The organism is Deltaproteobacteria bacterium IMCC39524 (genome assembly GCA_029667085.1).
Taxonomy (GTDB): domain Bacteria; phylum Desulfobacterota; class Desulfuromonadia; order Desulfuromonadales; family BM103; genus M0040.
The window spans coordinates 435,725-454,053 of the sequence record JARUHJ010000003.1 but is presented as its reverse complement, the minus strand read 5'-3'; the positions used below and the strand labels follow the sequence as shown (position 1 = coordinate 454,053).

At 52.7% G+C, this 18,329-nt stretch carries 18 protein-coding genes; 12 read left to right on the top strand and 6 right to left on the bottom strand.

The genetic code is table 11. The features are described 5' to 3' along the window. Positions 1 to 9 precede the first annotated feature (9 nt). Entirely contained in the window at positions 10 to 786 is a 777-nt protein-coding gene (locus P9J64_10255) for a lipopolysaccharide kinase InaA family protein (GenBank protein ID MDG5468697.1), read from the bottom strand. Between the two features lie 293 nt (positions 787 to 1,079). Between P9J64_10255 and P9J64_10250 the strand changes: the two genes are divergently transcribed. Genes P9J64_10250 through P9J64_10230 form a run of 5 tightly spaced genes read left to right on the top strand, consistent with a single transcriptional unit; the run spans position 1,080 to position 7,071 of the window. After that, complete coding sequence (locus tag P9J64_10250) at positions 1,080 to 1,517, top strand: ATP-dependent zinc protease (protein MDG5468696.1); 438 nt, start codon at positions 1,080 to 1,082, stop codon at positions 1,515 to 1,517. Between the two features lie 16 nt (positions 1,518 to 1,533). Beyond that, positions 1,534 to 2,439, top strand: a complete 906-nt coding sequence (gene rimK, locus P9J64_10245) for a 30S ribosomal protein S6--L-glutamate ligase (GenBank protein MDG5468695.1) — start codon at positions 1,534 to 1,536, stop codon at positions 2,437 to 2,439. Further along, complete coding sequence (locus P9J64_10240; GenBank protein MDG5468694.1) at positions 2,436 to 3,467, top strand: succinylglutamate desuccinylase/aspartoacylase family protein; 1,032 nt, start codon at positions 2,436 to 2,438, stop codon at positions 3,465 to 3,467. The genes rimK and P9J64_10240 overlap by 4 nt, the downstream gene beginning before the upstream one ends. A 47-nt stretch (positions 3,468 to 3,514) precedes the next feature. Further along, a complete protein-coding gene (gene corA / locus P9J64_10235) occupies positions 3,515 to 4,627 on the top strand; it encodes a magnesium/cobalt transporter CorA (GenBank protein MDG5468693.1) in 1,113 nt (370 codons plus the stop codon). Further along, positions 4,624 to 7,071 (top strand): mechanosensitive ion channel, encoded by a 2,448-nt coding sequence (locus P9J64_10230; protein MDG5468692.1) that lies wholly within the window; start codon positions 4,624 to 4,626, stop codon positions 7,069 to 7,071. The genes corA and P9J64_10230 overlap by 4 nt, the downstream gene beginning before the upstream one ends. Positions 7,072 to 7,085: 14 nt before the next feature. On the opposite strand, the gene P9J64_10225 is transcribed toward P9J64_10230, so the two are convergent. The 3 genes from P9J64_10225 to P9J64_10215 form a co-directional block, all read right to left on the bottom strand. After that, complete coding sequence (locus P9J64_10225) at positions 7,086 to 7,361, bottom strand: redoxin domain-containing protein (protein MDG5468691.1); 276 nt, start codon at positions 7,359 to 7,361, stop codon at positions 7,086 to 7,088. A gap of 9 nt (positions 7,362 to 7,370) precedes the next feature. Further along, positions 7,371 to 7,565 (bottom strand): hypothetical protein, encoded by a 195-nt coding sequence (locus P9J64_10220; GenBank protein MDG5468690.1) that lies wholly within the window; start codon positions 7,563 to 7,565, stop codon positions 7,371 to 7,373. 79 nt (positions 7,566 to 7,644) lie between these two features. Continuing rightward, positions 7,645 to 9,165 (bottom strand): SDR family oxidoreductase, encoded by a 1,521-nt coding sequence (locus P9J64_10215; GenBank protein ID MDG5468689.1) that lies wholly within the window; start codon positions 9,163 to 9,165, stop codon positions 7,645 to 7,647. Positions 9,166 to 9,320: 155 nt separating this feature from the next. Here P9J64_10215 and uvsE point away from each other — a divergent pair, with 155 nt between their 5' ends. Next, positions 9,321 to 10,289: a UV DNA damage repair endonuclease UvsE gene (gene uvsE / locus P9J64_10210; protein MDG5468688.1), complete on the top strand. Its 969-nt coding sequence runs from the start codon at positions 9,321 to 9,323 to the stop codon at positions 10,287 to 10,289. Here uvsE and P9J64_10205 read toward each other — a convergent pair. Beyond that, complete coding sequence (locus tag P9J64_10205; protein ID MDG5468687.1) at positions 10,246 to 11,199, bottom strand: DUF523 and DUF1722 domain-containing protein; 954 nt, start codon at positions 11,197 to 11,199, stop codon at positions 10,246 to 10,248. The genes uvsE and P9J64_10205 overlap by 44 nt on opposite strands. A 175-nt stretch (positions 11,200 to 11,374) precedes the next feature. Between P9J64_10205 and P9J64_10200 the strand changes: the two genes are divergently transcribed. The 6 genes from P9J64_10200 (at position 11,375) to P9J64_10175 (ending at position 17,461) form a co-directional block, all read left to right on the top strand. Next, positions 11,375 to 11,893, top strand: a complete 519-nt coding sequence (locus P9J64_10200) for a lipocalin family protein (protein MDG5468686.1) — start codon at positions 11,375 to 11,377, stop codon at positions 11,891 to 11,893. Between the two features lie 5 nt (positions 11,894 to 11,898). After that, the gene (locus P9J64_10195; GenBank protein ID MDG5468685.1) at positions 11,899 to 12,351 is read left to right on the top strand and encodes an SRPBCC family protein; all 453 of its coding nucleotides are present in this window, start codon (positions 11,899 to 11,901) and stop codon (positions 12,349 to 12,351) included. Between the two features lie 108 nt (positions 12,352 to 12,459). After that, positions 12,460 to 13,602 (top strand): glycosyltransferase family 2 protein, encoded by a 1,143-nt coding sequence (locus tag P9J64_10190; GenBank protein ID MDG5468684.1) that lies wholly within the window; start codon positions 12,460 to 12,462, stop codon positions 13,600 to 13,602. 165 nt (positions 13,603 to 13,767) lie between these two features. Then, on the top strand, positions 13,768 to 14,364 hold the full coding sequence (plsY, locus tag P9J64_10185; protein ID MDG5468683.1) for a glycerol-3-phosphate 1-O-acyltransferase PlsY: 597 nt from the start codon (positions 13,768 to 13,770) through the stop codon (positions 14,362 to 14,364). An 86-nt stretch (positions 14,365 to 14,450) separates the two neighbouring features. Continuing rightward, positions 14,451 to 15,458 carry an endolytic transglycosylase MltG gene (mltG, locus tag P9J64_10180; GenBank protein MDG5468682.1) on the top strand — a complete coding sequence of 336 codons (1,008 nt, stop codon included), beginning with the start codon at positions 14,451 to 14,453 and terminating at the stop codon, positions 15,456 to 15,458. Positions 15,459 to 15,484: 26 nt separating this feature from the next. Then, the gene (locus tag P9J64_10175; GenBank protein MDG5468681.1) at positions 15,485 to 17,461 is read left to right on the top strand and encodes a response regulator; all 1,977 of its coding nucleotides are present in this window, start codon (positions 15,485 to 15,487) and stop codon (positions 17,459 to 17,461) included. A gap of 143 nt (positions 17,462 to 17,604) precedes the next feature. Here P9J64_10175 and P9J64_10170 read toward each other — a convergent pair whose 3' ends face one another. Next, positions 17,605 to 18,270 (bottom strand): hypothetical protein, encoded by a 666-nt coding sequence (locus P9J64_10170; GenBank protein ID MDG5468680.1) that lies wholly within the window; start codon positions 18,268 to 18,270, stop codon positions 17,605 to 17,607. Positions 18,271 to 18,329 lie beyond the last annotated feature (59 nt).

The following is an 18,329-nucleotide window of genomic DNA, read 5'->3' as shown; positions in this document are numbered from 1 at the left end:
CCCGAAGACCTAGCTTTTAGCCTTGAGGATGGTGCGTTTCACGATCCTGCGCCAAAGCTCCTTGGCCGCAGGATCCAGCCGACCCTGACCGAGGTAGAGCAGAAAAAAACGCAGCCGGTCTGTCCGGCTCCAACCCTGAGCGTGTCGATTAAGGGCGTAAAGGTCGCGGAAACTTGCGTGCCGACGAAACACTTTCACCTTGGCTTTTTCCAGGTCGATAATGCGGATGCTGATTTCGTCCCCGGCAAAACGGACAAAGATATGCTTCGGGTAAAAACAGTTATGCTGAATCTTGTGGTCATGCATTCTGGACATAACCGATGCGACTGCCTTCATCAACCGGTGTCGCGTTTGCCTATCAGGCCAACCCTCTTTTAACCAGCGCTCGGTAAGATTTTCCAGCGGTTCATAGCCATCCAGGGCTTCCGTACAAACAATGGCCCGCAGATCACCATCGACCTTGCGCACTGCAAAATAAACCGGCTCAAGAGCAGGAACCTCCGCCTCTTTAAAACGAAGAATATTTTCTATCTCCCGGATGAACGTCGACATGCCGAAAGGATGAAACAGGGTTCGGGTAATATGGTTCTCCTGCCGCTTGATGAAAACACCGACCTTGCCTCCATCTGGCAAATCCAGATCACAACGTGACACCCCGCTCCAGCCACCACGTCTCTGATTGGGCTCTTCGAACCACTCGAGCTGCAAAGCCCACAACTTCTCGAAACTATCAAGATCGTTGTGGCGCAAAACCTCTTGCCACCGACTCGGGAAATAATCGTTCATTGTATTGATCCCAACCTTCCAATTTAAAAGCGACGCACAGTGAAGGGGCATGAGGGGCTTACACCCGGCAAACCAAAAACTGAACCGAGCTTCATTTCTACTTCAGAGCCCAGGCCATGTCAAATACAACCCCTTCTGCTCAACACGTATCGGAACGATATTTATTGCAAAAAAACAGGCCCCTGCATTTTTCTGCTTGTGCAACATAACCTATTAAAAGTACAAGAGCTTCAGACGTGCATAATTAGCACAATCGGTTAGAATTGAATAGCGTATCACTGAACGAGGCAACGATGGATCAGACGATAATCGGTTGGCGCGAATGGCTGGCGTTGCCAGAACTCCAAGTCCCAGCCATCAAGGCAAAGATCGATACGGGTGCGCGCACCTCTGCGTTACACGCTTTTTTTGTGGAACCCTTCACCAGAGAGGGTCGACAGATGGTCCGTTTCGGCGTGCACCCCTTGCAGAAGAGGCTGGACGTTGAAATCTTCTGCGAAGCGCCGATCAAAGATTTTCGTGAAGTCAGCGACTCCGGCGGCCACCGTGAGATGCGCTACGTCATAGAAACAACCATCCTGATTGGAGACCTGCCCCGTCAAATCGAAATGACGCTGACCAATCGCGACAATATGAAGTTCCGAATGTTGCTTGGACGGACAGCGATGGAGGGATTACAGGTCATCCCGGACCAGTCTTACCTCACAGGTCGCAAACGGCACAAATACTAACAAGGAGTCCAACGATATGAAAATAGCTATTATCTCAAGGAATGCAAAGATTTACTCGACCAACCGTATGGTTGAGGAGGCTAAAGCGAAGGGCCATGAGGTCCGAGTCATCGACCCGCTTCGCTGTTACATGACGATTGCCAGTCAACGCCCGACGATCCATTACAAAGGCGAAGAACTGACCGGATACGATGCCATCATTCCCCGGATTGGCGCCTCGATCACCTTCTTCGGCACGGCTGTTGTCCGCCAGTTTGAAATGATGAATGTCTACAGCATTAATGAATCTGTGGCAATCAGTCGCTCGCGTGACAAGCTTCGCAGCCTACAACTCCTGGCCCGCAAGGGCATTGGCCTGCCGGTGACCGGATTTGCCCATTCGACCCAGTACACAAAAGACTTGATCAAGCTGGCCGGTGGTGCACCGTTGGTGATTAAACTGCTGGAAGGGACCCAGGGGATCGGCGTGGTGCTTGCGGAAACGGGAAAAGCGGCAGAGAGTGTCATCGAAGCCTTCCGTGGCTTGAAAGAAAACATCCTGGTTCAGGAGTTTATCAAGGAGGCTAAGGGGGCCGATCTCCGTTGCTTCGTGATTGGCGATAAGGTTGTGGCTGCGATGAAGCGCCAGGGAGGGGAAGGAGAGTTTCGTTCCAATCTGCACCGTGGCGGCAATGCCACACTTGCCAAACTGACCCCGGAAGAGCGCTTAACCGCTGTTCGGGCAGCCAGGATCATGGGGCTTAATGTTGCCGGTGTCGATCTGCTTCGTTCCAATCACGGGCCAGTGGTTATGGAGGTCAATTCCTCGCCGGGCCTGAAGGGAATAGAAGCGGCGACGGAGAAAAACGTGGCAGGCATGATAATTAACTTCATCGAAAAAGAATCGAAACCAGGCAAAACCAAAACCCGGGGTCAGGGATGAAACGACAAAAATCTTTCCTTTTTGGGGGTGAGGAGATTAACGCCGGAGATCGCGTGACGATCGACCTGCCGATGGCCAGACTTTACACCCACTCAGAGCTTACTCTGCCGGTTCACGTCGTACACGGCAAACAGGCGGGGCCAACGCTCTTCATAAGCGCAGCCATCCACGGCGACGAAATCAACGGCGTCGAGATCATCCGACGACTGCTTTGCAACAAGTCCTTGAACCGCCTGAAAGGCACGCTGCTCGCCGTGCCGGTTGTCAACCCGTTCGGCTTTATACAGCGCTCACGTTATCTTCCGGACCGGCGTGACCTCAACCGCTCTTTTCCGGGCTCAGCGGAAGGTTCCCTGGCCAGCCGGATTGCCTACCTGTTCATGCAGGAGATCGTCTGCCGTTCCACCCATGGTATCGACATCCACACCGGATCGAATTACCGCAGCAACCTGCCGCAGATCCGCACCTCGATCGACGATGAAGAAAACTTGCGCTTGGCTCAAGCCTTCGGTGCGCCGATGATCATCCACTCCGCGATTCGCGATGGCTCCCTGCGTGAGGCCGTTGCCGAACACGGCATACCGGTCCTGCTCTATGAGGCCGGCGAAGCCCTGTACTTCAACGAGAATGCGATCCGTTCCGGAATTCGCGGGATAATCAACGTGATGCGGGCGATTGGCATGCTGCCTAAAAGCCTCAAGGCGCGCACCCAGGAACCGGTCATCTCCAGCAAAACCAGCTGGGTTCGTGCTCCCAGAAGCGGAGTTTTCTTTAAACAGGTATCACTTGGCAGCCTGGTAAAAAAAGGTGATCTGCTTGGGATTATTAACGACCCATTAGGCAACGAGAGCGAGTCTGTCTATGCACCCTTCACCGGTGTCGCCATCGGCCAGTTGACCTTACCCCTGGTTCACGAAGGGGACGCCTTGGTCAACCTTGCTAAAGTCGAGGACCCCGATGAAGCGGAGAGCACCCTGGACGATTACACCTCGAACCTCACTGAAGAAGATTACGGGCTGGAGAGATAAAAACTTTCGCCTGCGAGTTGAGCCCTCTCGTAAGGAGCACATCAGCAATGGACCCAAAACGATTACTTAATCTCGACTTTCTGAAGATGCCTTTCAACGCAGAGCTGTTTCAAGTCAAGGCCAAAGAGGTCGGTCTTCCCCCGGGCACCCTGATTCATGTCGGCAAGCAGAAGATCGAAAAACCGGTCATTGATCTTGTTGACTACGACCAGCAACAGCTCGCCACACGCAGGGATATCAGTCTCACGGACGTTTCGACCTTCAAAGAGACGCCCTCAGTCAGTTGGATTAACCTGAGCGGCATACATGACATCAAGATCATCGAACAGTTCGGCCAGCAATTCGGACTTCACGCTCTCGCGCTTGAGGATATCCTCAACACCCAGCATCGGCCCAAAGTTGAGGAGATGGAAGGCTACAGCCTGATCATCCTGAAGATGCTTTTTTTCGATGACAAAACCCAGTCAATCGATACGGAACAGGTCAGCTTGATTCTCGGGCCACACTACGTAATCACCTTCCAGGAACGCGAGGGTGACGTCTTCGAAGGGGTGCGGGGTCGCTTGCAACGCAGTCACGGCAGAATCCGCCAACGCGGGCCCGACTACCTGGCCTACGCACTGGTCGATTCAATCGTTGACAGCTACTTCCACATTCTGGAGAAGGTAGGAGATCACCTGGCGCAGCTTGAGGAAGACCTGCTCAATTATCCTGACCAATCCACTCTGGGGAGGATTCACCACTACAAGCGCCAGCTGCAGCTGCTGCGCAAATCGGTATGGCCACTGCGGGAAGTCATTAGTGAACTTTACAAGGAGGACTCCCCCCTGGTCGCCGAAGGCACCCGGGTCTTTCTGCGCGACCTTTATGACCATACAATCCAGGTCCTCGACACGGTAGAAATCTTTCGCGACACTGTCTCCGGATTGCAGGACCTCTACATGTCGGCTGTCGGCAATCGCATGAACGAGATCATGAAAGTGTTAACCATCATGGCCTCGATCTTCATCCCCTTAACCTTTATCGCCGGCATCTACGGCATGAACTTCGAGTACATCCCGGAGCTCAAGTGGCGCTGGGGTTATTTTGCAATCTGGGGTGTCATGATTTCCTGCATCATCGGCATGCTGATCTATTTCAAGAGGAAAAAGTGGTTATGAAGTACCATAAACACTCCATACTCACGGGCATCATCAAGTTCACAGTGTGCCTGTGCCTGGTGACCTGGGTCCCTGACATCTCTCAGCCCCGTGCCGAGGAGGCACCCGCACCAGAGACGGCCGTGGAAGAGGCCGTGTTCCCAGGTCTCAATGAAGTCATTCCTCAAGCAAACGCAATCAGCGCCAGGTTGACTGCCGCAGAGGCCGTCATTGCCCAAGCCGACTCCCTGGATGGGGTTCAGCAGAAACTCGCCGACCTGGCCGACACAATCAAGGAGGTGGAAGCACAGTTCACCAATTGGGAGGATGCCGTCAACTGGCCGCTCAACCGTCTAATGACAGTCGAGACCCGCTATTCGCAGATCGACCAGGAGCAGAAGCAGCAGCTCGAGGTCCTTTCCGAGCTCTTCAAAGACCTTGAAAACCTTCGCACATCATGGACAGAGGAAAAAAACTTCTGGCAGAAGTGGCAGAAAGCTCTGCGCAAATCAGAAGTCAACATCCCGGAAGACGTCTTCACCAAAGCCCAGAAGAACATTGACGCGATTCTTGAACGGATCTCGGAGGCCTCGACCAAGCTGCTCAAGATGCAGGAAGAGTATTCTGCGGAGCGGGAGATTCTCGACAGCCGACTGCTCCTCATCGATAAAACTCTCAAGCAGCTGCGGCAGGAGACCTTCCGCCGTAATGCCTATTCGTTGTTCAGCCTCGACTTCTACCGTCAATTGACCCCCGAGATGTTTGCAGAGTACCGCGCAAATTTCATCTCGACGGTCAGGCTTCCTGAGGGCTTCTGGCAACGCCACGGCTGGATTATCATCCTGGAATTGATCTCCACCGTCGTACTGGTAAGCCTGCTTTCATTACGTCGCAAAAGACCCAAACCTATTTCTGAAGACTGGCGATTCCTTTTTCAACATCCGTTTGCAGGAGCAATCTTCATCACCATTGCGGCAACCGGCAGCCTCTACGAAAACATCCCGCCCTCCTGGGGTTGGCTCATGCTTACGATTGCAACGATCGCCGCCACGGTTCTGGTCGCAGCAATGGCGGAGAACAACCGTCGCAGACGCTTGATCGTCACCTTAGCGATTGTCTACCTGGTATCGGAAGTCCTCAAAGTCAGCGGCCTGCCGACACCAGCCTACCAGCTTTACGAAGTTCTCCTCTGCGCCATTGCCGCCCCAACCTGTCTGCTGATCGCTCGCCGCAGGCGGCACAAGGAGCCGGACAGATTCGGACCATATCTGGCCTCGCTCTACCTGATCAGCCTGGTCGCCCTGGTTGGTCTGCTTACTGCGCTGCTCGGTTTCGCAACTCTCTCGATCCACTTGATCGAAGCCGTGCTCGGAACTATCATCATCGTCTTCATGGTGCGCATGACAATTCATCTGGCCGATGGCGGCATCACCGAGTTTTTACGTCTTAACTGGGTCAGGGATCGCCAGTTGGTCATGAAACTGGGGATCAGCACCGGAGAACGGCTCAAGACTCTTGCCCGCATTTTTATCCTGATCAATGCCGGCCTATATCTGTTGGTGGCATGGGGCGTCTACAATGATATTGATGAAACCCTGATGACTCTTTTGAGCTACGAATATACGATTGGCGGCTTCAACATTTCGGTCTACATGGTCGCCATGGTGACACTAGTCCTCTACCTGACAAATCTGGTGTCATGGCTACTTCAGGCTTTGGTCGATGCCCATTACATGACACCTCGAAGGATCGACTACGGCGTTAAGGCCGCACTGAAGAGGCTTTTGCACTATACCCTCTTTACTATCGGCTTCTTTGTCGCCATAAGCATGGCCGGTCTCGACCTGCAAAAGTTCACGATCATCGCCGGCGCTCTCAGCGTCGGCATCGGCTTTGGTCTGCAGAACATCGTCAACAATTTCGTCAGCGGCCTGATCCTGCTTTTCGAACGCCCGGTCAAAGTAGGAGACACCATCAACATTGATGAGCAGTGGGGAACCATCACCCGAATAGGGATGCGTTCAACAGTTTTTGAAACCCTGGATCGTTCCGAAGTCATTGTCCCCAACTCGGACCTGATCTCACAAAAAGTAACCAACTGGACTTTCACGACCAACGTTTCGCGAATCGTCCTGACGGTCGGCGTCGCTTATGGCAGTCCACTCGACAAGGTTCTGGATATTCTTATACGAGTAGCCAAAGAACACCCCGACATCCTCAAAGACCCCGAATCTTCAGCAATCTTCACCGGCTTCGGGGAAAGCTCGATCGACTTTGAACTGCGTGTGTGGGTCTCCGATATCAGTAAACGGCTCAAAATTAAAAGCGATATGGGGCAGGCCGTCGATCGTTACTTCAGGGAAGAAGGGATCACCATTCCCTTTCCGCAACGTGACTTGCATCTGCGTTCAATTGAGGAGGACTTACGCTCCTCTTTTGCGGGCTCAAAGCCAACAGGTGACTAATACGCCAGCACGACTCAAGAAGACCGCAGCTTACCGCTTTCCTGAATCAGCTTATCGTTGCCTGGCATTCCCTTATGAACATAGCGAATAAAACCTGACGAATCGATTAAGTAGGTGATTCGACCGCTCCCATAAAGCTTACGGATTGTGCCGTCGTCGGCCAGCAACGAAAAGTGCAAACCGAGCTTGGTGACAAAATCTTTGTGGGTTTCCAGAGCGTCGCCACTTACGCCCAGAACCTGGACGCCGAGCTTTTCAAAACGTTCGAGTTCGTTTTGAAAAGCCTTCATTTCACTGCTTCAGCCAGGGGTGAAGTCGGCATAGTACAAGGCGAGAACGACAGGCCCCTTCTCCAGGGCCTGGCTGAGGATGAACTCCCCACGGGTCGACATGGCCTTAAAATCAGGGGCCGCTGCACCGACCGGAAGAGCCCCAGCGTTCGAGGCCAGAAGTGCCTTCGCAGCGACGGTTCCGGCACGAATCAATCGTTTCATTGCAAACCCCTTTCTCCTGTATGATCCGTCGTAAGGACAAAACTCGCGGGCCAGAACCTTTAAACTTTTCAGGGGCGGGCTATTGATCGCTGAGCGTTTTGAAACCTTCCGGGCCGCTACGAATAGTTTTTCCTGAAGCCTTTGCAATGCCTTTCAACATGCCATTAAAAACATAGTGATGAAACGGCATCACAGCATACCAGTAAAGAAGTCCCAACAACCCTCGGGGCAAGAACCGGGCAACCTGTTGCACTTCTACCTGGCCATTCTCCAAAGGCTTAATCCGGAAGGAAAGAACCGCCTCTCCGGGCAGCTTCATCTCCGCTGAAAGCATCAGGTAATCTGGTTTTCGCACGTCGACCACCCGCCAGAAATCGAGGGCATCTCCAGGGTACAGCTCTGTCTGACTTCGACGCCCCCGGCTCAGGCCCACTCCGCCGCAGAGCCGATCCATGATACCTCGGATTTGCCATAGCCAGTTGGCGTAGTAGTAGCCATTTTCCCCACCGATCGAGATCACTGCTGGCCAGATCTCCTCCGGCCTTGCATCCAGAACGACTTTTCGCGAATCATCGTAGAAACTGCCTCCGGCCCAGCCAGGATCACCGGGCACACTCCATTCTGCAGGGTGAATCTCTCCAGAATCTATCCAGGAGGTTTCTACATGGTGTTGTCGAAGACGATCAAGCGCCAGTCGAATCGCCTTACGGGCATCAAAAAGGTCTTGGGGTAAAAGCTCTGTAATGCGATTCTCCTGACAAATCACCGGGTTACTCAAGCCTTCGGCCAGGGGCCGCGCAATGGAAGCGGGCACCGGAGTCACGAGATGAATCCAGTAAGAGCTGAGGCGCGGTGTGAGAACTGGTACCGGGATGACCAGTCGTCGCCGCAGGCCCGCTTCCTGGGCATAGATTTCCATCAACTCCCGATAATTGGTCACCTCAGGCTGACCTATATCAAAGGTCTCCCCGAGTGTTCTCGGCTCTTCAATACAGCCGACCAGGTAGTAGAGGACGTTCCTGACTCCGATCGGTTGACAGGGGGTGTCGATCCAGCGCGGCGTAATCATCACCGGCAGACGATCAACCAGGTAGCGCAGGATTTCAAAAGAAGCGCTACCCGAGCCAATGATCATCGCTGCCCGCAGGATAGTCACAGGGACCGGCCCATGACGCAGGATATCTCCAACTTCGGTCCTCGATTGCAGATGGTGGCTGAGTTTCCTCTCTTGGTCACCCAAGCCACTCAAATAGACGATCTGTTCCAGCTTTTCTGCTGCAGCAGCTTCCGCCATATTGCGGGCGGCCTGCCGGTCAGTGAAAGCAAAGTCCCTGACACCCGGAGTCATGGAATGGACCAGATAGTAGGCGGCGCGGCAGCCAGAAAGAGCTTTTTGCAGCGATGCCTTGACGAGAACATCGCCTTTGACGACTTCCAGCTTCGGGTGCTCTGCCCATGGACGGTTCTGGAGTTTCTCCGGGGCACGAGCGAGAGCTCGAACAGGATAACCGGCATCCAGCAAAAGGGGCACGAGACGGGCACCGATGTACCCGGTTGCACCGGCTACAAAAATGGGTTTTGTATCTCTCTCTTGAGGCATGATTAATTTTTCCTGGACGGTTTCGTCAGTGCAGACATTATTGTCAAGAAAGCTGACATCAGAATAAGCGTTTTGTTAGACTTGTAAACAGCTTATCACACGAAAAAGCGTAAAGCGGCCAAAGCCACTGACTTTAACAGATCGGAAAACTCTCCATGCTGCGTCTAGGTCTATGTTGCCTGTTCAATCAGGCGCCCATCCGCTTCAGAAGCGCAACGGCCAAATTTGTCAGGCCGCTTGATCGCCCTGCCCAACTGGTGAAGCTGAGCAAACTCTGCCTCGATAATGCTCGCTCGTTGGTTGCCGCCGTTGAAGAGGTGTATCGTTTGGGGTTCGGCTCTTTCCGGGTTTCCTCGCCGTTGCTACCACTCTACACCCACCCCGAGGTTGGCTACCGGCTGGAAGAGCTACCCGACGCTCGCGAAATTACGGCAACCTTGCGCTCGGTCAAAACTCTCAAGAAAAAAAATCAACTCCGGTTCAGCTTCCATCCGGACCAATTCACCCTGCTCTCCAGCCCCCGGCCCGAAGTCACAGCGGCCTCTCTCAGGGAGCTCGACTACCAGGTGATGCTGGCTGAGCTGATCGGTGCCGATGTGATCAATATCCACGGTGGCGGCGTCTACGGTGACAAGCAGAGCGCCCTGTCTCGACTGGTGAAGGAGATCTCTGCGTTAGCGGAACCGATCCGCAGTCGATTGACCCTGGAAAACGACGATCGCAGCTACACGGTCGAAGATCTTTTACCGGTCTGCGAACAGCTCGACATCCCTTTGGTCTATGATGTCCATCACCACCGCTGCAACCCTGACGGCCTGACCGTCGCCGCAGCAACCGAGGCCTGCATGCGGAGCTGGCAACGCCTCGGACGCGAACCCTATTTTCACCTTTCATCTCCGAAGCACGGCTGGAACGGCAAACCGGGGCCCCATGCCGACTTTATCGATATTGCCGATTTCCCAGCAGAGTGGCATGGTCTGGAGGCCACGATCGATGTTGAAGCCAAAGCCAAAGAACTGGCGCTTCTGAAGTTAAGAGAAGAATTGTCCCTGCCTCCATGGCCAGGTGACGAAACGACAGCTAAACATGGTTGCGCAGCTTCAACTCCAAAGGATGCGGGTTGAGATAAACCTGCTGTTGCAGATAGACCTGATCATATTTACGCACAAAGTGATTGAGCAGGGTGACTGGCACGATCAGGGGAATTTGTCGCGCCCGGTAGCTATCAATGACGCTCAAGACCTCCTGCTTTTCATCTGCGCTGAGCTGTTTTTTGAAATAACCGAGCACATGCTGCAAGACATTAACGTGCTTGGCGACCGTGGTTTTCAAACGGAGGCCCTTGCTCAGCAAAGCCCGGTAGGACTCGAAGAGTGCCTGTTCTTCGATGGCCTTGGCGTCGGCAACCAGTTTTCCCATCTGTCGATAAATTTCAGTGCTATGGGAGAGCAGGAGCAGCTTATGCCGGGTATGAAAATCCACCAGAACACCGCGAGTCGCTCCTTTCTGTAAAGCCTCGCGCCAACGCTTGAGAGTAAAGATGGTTTCAATGAAATTATCGCGCAAACCGGGATCGTGCAATCGGCCATCTTCTTCGACGGGCAACAGGGGAAAGTGTTCCATAAATGCCCGGGCAAAGAGGCCGACCCCTTGTTTATTAGGGACCCCATTACGATCGTAGAGCTTGACGCGTTCCATACCGCTGCTGGGTGATTTCGATTTGAAGATAAAACCGCAGAGCTCTTCTTTTTCGAGTTCGGCGACCCGTTTGTGTGCCCATGCTGCCATCCGGTCGGTGATGTCTTCGCCACTTTTGGAAAAAACCAGACGCTGCGACTCAGGTTCACCGACCAGACGTAGTGTCTCTCGTGGTGTCGGCAATCCCATCTCAACCTCCGGACAGACAGGGACGAACTCGACGAATCGACTGAGTGTCTCGGTCAGGAACCGATCGAGCTTGTGTCCTCCATCGAAACGAACCTTTTCACCGAGCAGGCAGGAACTGACTCCCAAACGAATTTTTTCCTCCGACATAAGAACTCCTTTTCAAAGTTGGTTAAACACAAGATTACCAGCAAATCAACGAGAAGAAAGGGAGACTATAGAGTTCTGTTGCTTGCTTTGTGATTTGATTCTGCGACAATTAAGTTCAGATGTCTCATTAAACAGGCAGAATTTAAGTAGGATCTTTGAATCCTTGGAGCACACCATGAAGTCTGTAGTTATCCTTTTTGGCACCTTTCTATTGGCTGGATGTACTGCCGCCCCGCAGGGGATAATGCCGGTTGATAATTTTGATCTTGATCGCTACCTCGGCACCTGGTACGAGATCGCCCGCCTTGACCATCGCTTTGAACGGGGCCTCAGTCAGGTGTCTGCGACCTACAGCAAACGTTCTGACGGCGGCGTTGATGTTATTAATCGCGGATTCAACAGTCAGGCAAACAAGTGGAAAGAGGCCAAAGGACGCGCCTACTTCATCGGTGAACCCGATGTCGCACGCCTCAAGGTCACTTTTTTCTGGCCCTTCTACGGCGGCTACAACGTGATCGAACTTGACCAGGAAAACTACAGCTATGCCTTGATTTGCGGTCCGAACAAAAAGTACCTGTGGCTTCTGGCTCGGACCAAAAAGCTCGACACAGGCATCAAGGAGTCTCTTATCGCTAAGGCAAAAGCCCTTGGCTTCAACACCAGTGAGCTGATCCTGGTCAAACAAGAGGAATAGGTGCAATGCACATCCTGGAACGCGAAATCATCCTCGATACTGATCCAGAGACACTCTGGGAGTTTCTCTCCACACCGATGAATCTGAATGATCTGACTCCTCCAGAGCTGCACTTTCAGGTTCTCTCTGAAGTTCCCGAAAAAATGTACAATGGGCTGATGATTCTCTACGAAATCCAGATTCCCCTCTTTGGCAAACGCCGTTGGCTGACAGAGATCAAACACATTGAGGCGGGAACCTTCTTTGTCGATGAACAACGCGTTGGGCCCTACAAACTCTGGTATCATCAACACCGGATAGACGCTTTTGACAAAAAAACCAGAATGATTGACCGGGTCTGCTATCAGCTTCCCTTCGGAGTTTTAGGTCTTCTGGTCCACAGGCTCTGGGTCAAAAAGATGCTGGAAACGATATTCAACTATCGCACAGCACGCCTTTTGGAGCGCTTTGGTCAATAAATACAGCCGCTTATCCATTTCGCTCCAGTTCAGCATCGGAAAAGGTGAAACAGGAACAGCAAACTGTTTCATTTCGAAATTCCATGTTTCATTAAGGATTTGAACCTCATGTTCTGGCTGGGAATCATCATACTGTTCATCTACCTTATTGTCGGGCTGGAGGTTACTATCGGGAGTCGGAAAATCCGTTTCCTGAGAGACATCAATCCGAACTCGGAGAATTTACTACCGTCCGTTTCGATCATCGTCGCGGCGCGAAACGAAGAACGGAATATCCGCACTGCATTACAATCGCTGTTGTCCCTCGACTATCGCCATCTGCAGTTGGTCCTCGTCAACGATCGCTCCGAAGACGCGACCGGTGACATCCTTGATGAGATGAAGACAGGCGATCCTCGTCTCGAGATTCTTCATCTTCGGGAGCTGCCAAAGGGCTGGCTGGGCAAAAACCATGCGCTCTGGCAGGGCAGTTTGAAGGCAACCGGCGACTTGCTGCTCTTTACCGATGCCGACGTGGTTATGGAACCGGACACCCTGGCTCGTGCAGTCAGCTATTTTCAAGCAGAGAAACTCGACCACCTGGCCGCGACACCTGAAGCGAGGATGCCGAGTTTATTTCTCAACATGTTCGGAGTCACCTTCGGGTTCTTTTTCGGTATTTTCACCCGCCCCTGGAAAGCACCTGACCCCAAGAGTGACTGTCACACCGGCATCGGTGCCTTCAACCTGGTCAAGGCAGAAAGTTACCTGCAGTCCGGAGGGCACAAAACCATCGCCTTACGCCCTGACGATGACCTTAAATTAGGCAAGATTCTGAAGCAGAACGGTTGCCACCAGCAACTGATCTACGGTACAGGTTTGATCTCCGTCGAATGGTACGCCAGCATCCGCGAACTGGTTCTGGGGCTTGAAAAAAATATCTTCGCCGGCACTGACTACCGCCTCTGGTTCGCCATCTCCGGGGTTATCTTCAACATGATCGCCATTCTCTGGCCCTTCTTCGCACTTTTTTTCACCTCTGGAGGCACTCTCTTGCTCTACGCGCTCATCGTTCTTGCCATCGGCCTGATCGCTGCAGATGGCGCCCGTTTTCATGGCTTCAGCCCCTGGTTCGCACTGGGCTTTCCGCTTACGGCCGGACTCTTCACTTTCATCATCGTTCGTAGCGTAACCTGCAACCTGGTTAAAGGCGGCATCACCTGGCGTGGCACCTTTTACCCTCTTGCAGAGCTTCGTAAAAATCGGGTCTGAAGAGAGCCGCGGGATAACTCCCATTCCTTGATTAACCTTGTGATTTTAAGCCTTTCATGCTAAAAAACCTCTACTAATGACCCCCTGAAAAGGGATCAGGCTTCGTTATGGCACAGGGCAAACGCTCTCGCCAACATGGCTTCCGCCCCCTCTCTTGAGGCCGTTATGAACAACACGCTTTTCATCTTAATTATGATCGCTATCTACCTGATCGCCGCCATTCCTACCGGGGTTGTGCTTGCACGGTTGATGGGGGGCGAAGACGTCCGACAAAAAGGCAGCGGCAACATCGGGGCAACCAACGTCTACCGGGTTGCAGGCAAACTGGCCGGTGTTTTGACACTGGTCGGCGACACTCTGAAAGGTTTTTTGCCATTGCTGGCACTCAAAACCTGGCTGGAACCAACACCGACACAACTCGGGATTGCCAGCGCCGTTGCCATTTTGGGCCACTGTTACCCAGTCTATCTCAAATTCAAAGGGGGCAAGGGCGTGGCGACAGCGCTCGGCATCTTCCTGGTGCTTTCACCCAAAGCAGTCTTTTTCGCCCTGATTGTCTTTATCCTGACCGTTGCAATAACCCGATATATATCTCTTGGCTCGGTATTGTCAGCACTTTCCGCACCCTTGGTGATTCTGCTCCTGAACCATCCGCAGCCTATTTTCCTGGCCACGCTCTTTATCGCCGCACTGGTCATCTGGCGACACAACAGCAACATCAGACGCTTGCTCGATGGCACGGAGAATCGTTTCAAGGCCTGAGCCATTCCTGAAATCTTGACTTTTCCTGAGAAGACTCCAAAAATGTACCGATGTCAAAAAACTTTTTTTTACTGGAGTCCCCTTTCATGACCTCACGCACCCGGAACCTGACCCTGATTATCTTCACGCTGATCGGTCTCCCTCTACTCTGTGTCGGACTCTGGTTACAAAGTTTCCTTACGACCCCTGTCATTCCATCAGAACCACAAACTATTGAGATCAAGCAAGGCAGCTCCTTTGCACGTATTGCCGTACAACTGCAGACAGCAGGAGTTGTCAACGACGTGCGTCGTTTCACCCTGCTGGCCCGTTGGCGCAAAGCCACAGCGCAGGTGCACGCCGGCGAATATCTTTTTGAGACCTCAGCAACACCAGACCAGGTCCTTGCCCGTCTGGTCGCCGGTGATATCCGCAAGTTCCAGGTTACGATCCCGGAAGGCTTTAACCTTCAGGAGATTGCTGGCCGCCTCGAAAAAACAGGAGTCGGCTCTGCGCAGGAATTTCTCTCTCTCTGTAAAGACGAAGCTTTTATCAAAGAGCTTGGGATAGAGGCAACCTCGCTCGAAGGGTATCTTTTCCCCGAGACCTACACCTACACGTCATCGACAACACCGCGGCAGCTCTTGAGCGCCATGGTGGAACAACTTGACTCCCAGATTACTGCAGAACTTCTGGAAAGCGCTGCCGCGTTGAAGCTTGATCGACACCAATTGATCACACTGGCGTCGATTATTCAGAAAGAGGCCGGCAACCTGATGGAGATGCCACTGATATCTTCGGTATTCCATAATCGACTCCAGCGAGGAATACCACTGCAAGCAGACCCGACTGTCATCTACGGTGTTGCTGATTTCGATGGCAACCTGACGCGTAAACACCTGAACACGCCAACCCCATACAATACCTACCGCATGCGTGGCCTGCCTCCGGGCCCCATTGCCAGTCCAGGCGGGTTTGCCCTGCAGGCAACAGCGAACCCTGCAGAGGGTAAAGACCTTTACTTTGTGGCGCGAGGGGACGGCACCCACGAGTTCAACGCCACATTAAAAGAGCACAACCGGGCGGTGCGCCGCTATCAACTGCGGCGGCGCTGAAAAAACCAACCAGGAAGGCAAGAGTTATGGCCATGCGCATCCTGCTGGCTGAAGAAAATCTGCAGCTGGCTGCTGCGATTTCCGGTCGTCTCAAGCAGCTGGGCTTTGATGTCCAGCATGAGTGCGACGGCATCGCGGCTCTGCGTGCTATTGCCGCCAAGCCTCCGGATCTGCTGCTGATCGAGCTCAAACTGCCCAGCCTGCACGGAATTGAACTGGTTAAAAAGTTGCGCCAAAGCCCGCTCACCAGTAAACTGCCCGTAGTTGTAGTCACCGGTTATTACAAAGGTGAAAAATTCCAAACTGCCGCCAAGACTCTCGGCATTCATCACTATCTGGAGAAACCGCTTAAGGCTGCCGACCTCATGACAGCGATCCAGCAAGCAATCAACCCGAGCCCCTCAGCGACAACGGCACCAGCCGCTGTGGCACGCCCTTTCGCACAACATTTACGGACAGCATTCTTAAAGCGTTTTTCCGGTCTATTGACTTTGAGGTATCCGGACACTTTACGCATGCTGACCTTTATCAACGGCGCTCCGGTCGCGTTACGTCCTGGTTACAATCATCGTGACTTTGGTGATTTTCTCCGTAGTCGGGGTCAGCTTTCCGATGATGAATACAACTACTTCACAACCACAGCGGCTTACCGACACGACATCCTGGTACAACTGGGCTGCCTGCAATACAACGATCTTTTGCAAGCCGAGATGGATTACCTGAACCAGGAGCTCATCTCAGCGTTCGGCAGCAATCAATCACAAGCGGCGTGGAAAGCTATCCCGGCCCCGGAACTATTGCAGTTGATTACCCTCAACGTGCCACAACTGTTCTATGAAGGGTTCCACAAGCACGCCGGCCAAACGGCACTGCAGATGCGGCAGACCTTCAAAGACAAATACCTTCTGCTGGACCAGAATTATTTTCGGCACATCAATTTCCTGCGCTTGAATGAGGCGGAAAAACGCTTTTTAAACGGCCTTGACGGCCAACGAAAACTTGCCGAGTTGATCGCTGAAGAACCGGACTGCGGTCCACTGCTGCTGACCTTGACCAACCTGAACATGGCACGCTTTGCTACAGTACCGACCCCTTCTGCAGAAGCCGAAGACTTGCCACTGCGTGCGCTTTTCAATGCCGTAGAAGAGGAGATGGAGGTTCCCGCAGAGGAAACTTTCGAAAGCTTCTCCGACCTGGTAGATGAGAGTGACGTTGAAGACATTTCTGTTTCTGGAGCAGGGGTTAAAGCGACACAAGACCAGGCAGCAACGGCAGAGAAAGACGACCTGCCACAGGAAGTCCGACTGATTGCCAAAAGCCTGGAAGACAAAAATCATTACGAAGTCTTTGGCATCAAACAGGGGAAATTCTCCATAAACCTTCTTAAAGAACGCTACTTCGCCATTACACGCAAGTTCGGACCCGAGGTTCTCATGCAGCTCGGCGGGGAAGAAGCTGTGCTGGTCGAGGAGATCTTATCAAAGGTCGCCACGGCCTACGATACCCTCACCGACGTCGTTAAAAAAGAGCGTTATGACGAGATGCTCGGAGCCGACAAGATCGGCCTTGGCCATAAGGGCGATGATCGCTTTCAAGCCCAGGTGCAGGCAGAGTCAGGCAAAGTGTTCCTGGAAATGGAAGAGTGGGACAACGCTGAAAGAGCACTTCAGGAAGCGGTGAATGCAGACCCCGATAATGGCGACTACCTGGCCAGCCTGGCCTGGGCCATCTACCGCAACCCCAAATATACCGACAGCCTGGCCATGCGCAATAAAGCCAAGCAGATGCTCAACAAGTCGATCACCATGGAACGAACCGCCCTGGCGTTTGCTTACAAAGGCTGGATGCTTTTCGAGGCAGGACAGGAATCGATGGCAGAATCCGAGTTCAACAAAGCCCTCAAACTTGATGCGCGCCTGACTATGGCACGAAAAGGATTGCGCAACCTGCAAGAGCAGCAGGAGCAACAGAAGAAGGGTTTGTTCAAGAGGATGTTTAAATAAAAGCTGTAAGCTGTATGCTGTAAGAAGGCAAAATAAAACACAATCTCTTTCACGCAAACAGAAACGAGACCAGAATTTAGTTCTTGGCCTCGTTTATTTCTAACCTTACAGCCTTAAAGCTTTACAGCCCTAAAGCTATGTTCTTACTCGTGAACATAAGCCCACTCACCCACGCTTTCAAACCAGCCACCATGACCCAATGAGGGATAATTCTGTAGAGGATAGTAGACGAACTTATCCCAGCGCAAAGGTCCGGTTGGTGCTTCAAGGACCAAGACCCAGGGGTTGCCATGATATCTTTCTATAGCCCTCCCGCCCGGGATATAAGTAAAGTCTGGTAGATCACCGCCTTTGATTTCGTGTCCAGGAGGATAAGTAACCTTCAGCAGGTTAAGGCTTTCAGGAGGCTGCCCAAAATTTTCATAATAGTCATTGATTGCAGCAATGAGGGGGGCGGCTTCTTTTGAGAGTCTTTCGAAGCCCTGCATGCGGATAGAGTCCGCTGATTTAAGGGAGAGGATGCTCAGGACAACCATCATGCCGCTGCCAACCAGTACGGCCATGGCCGCACACCTGCCCTTACTGAAGAGGAGTCCGAATACAGCAACAACCATGATGATCATGCCGAGCAAGCTGAACCAGGAGACCAGCTCTTGCCCAGGGATCGCCCAATCGCCATAACCGGAGACAGCCAGATAGCTGGAACCCAAGGCATAGGCGCAGAGCAAGGCACTGAGAATACCAAAGCCCGAAAGCGACAACTTCAGTTTTGAACGGAAACCTGTTTCAGCCTCCAGATCGTACAGCATATCCCCTCACATTTAATCCCTATAGTTAAAACAGACTAATGCAGTTGATCTGGCTGGTC